This is a genomic window from Paraburkholderia sp. SIMBA_027 (assembly GCF_046535315.1).
GTDB classification, from domain to species: domain Bacteria; phylum Pseudomonadota; class Gammaproteobacteria; order Burkholderiales; family Burkholderiaceae; genus Paraburkholderia; species Paraburkholderia tropica.
This window is the reverse complement of the sequence record NZ_JAWRWY010001416.1, coordinates 1-243: the sequence shown is the minus strand read 5'-3', so window position 1 is coordinate 243 and position 243 is coordinate 1. Positions and strand designations below refer to the sequence as shown.

At 32.9% G+C, this 243-nt stretch carries 1 protein-coding gene; it reads left to right on the top strand.

Annotation, left to right across the window (positions count from 1 at the left end; translation table 11 throughout):
* Window positions 1-57: 57 nt before the first annotated feature.
* Window positions 58-243 (top strand): hypothetical protein (locus SB764_RS43855; protein WP_410867289.1); only part of this gene is annotated, 186 nt, incomplete at its 3' end.

The window sequence follows — 243 nt, the reverse complement described above, 5'->3', positions numbered from 1 at the left end:
GGTTTATTGATCGGGATATTATTCTCGAAATTGTTCTTAATGTTATTAAGTAAGTCCATGACACTGGGTGGTGAAATTCCTTTTAGTATATCTGCACAAGCCATCATTCAGCTTATTATTGTGTTCGGAATCATCTTTGTAATGCTGGGAATGAAAAACTATAGAGTTGTGAAAAAAACACAACTAATTAATATGTTGAATGCTTCGAAAGCAAAGCCCTCACCTCCAAAATATAATTATACA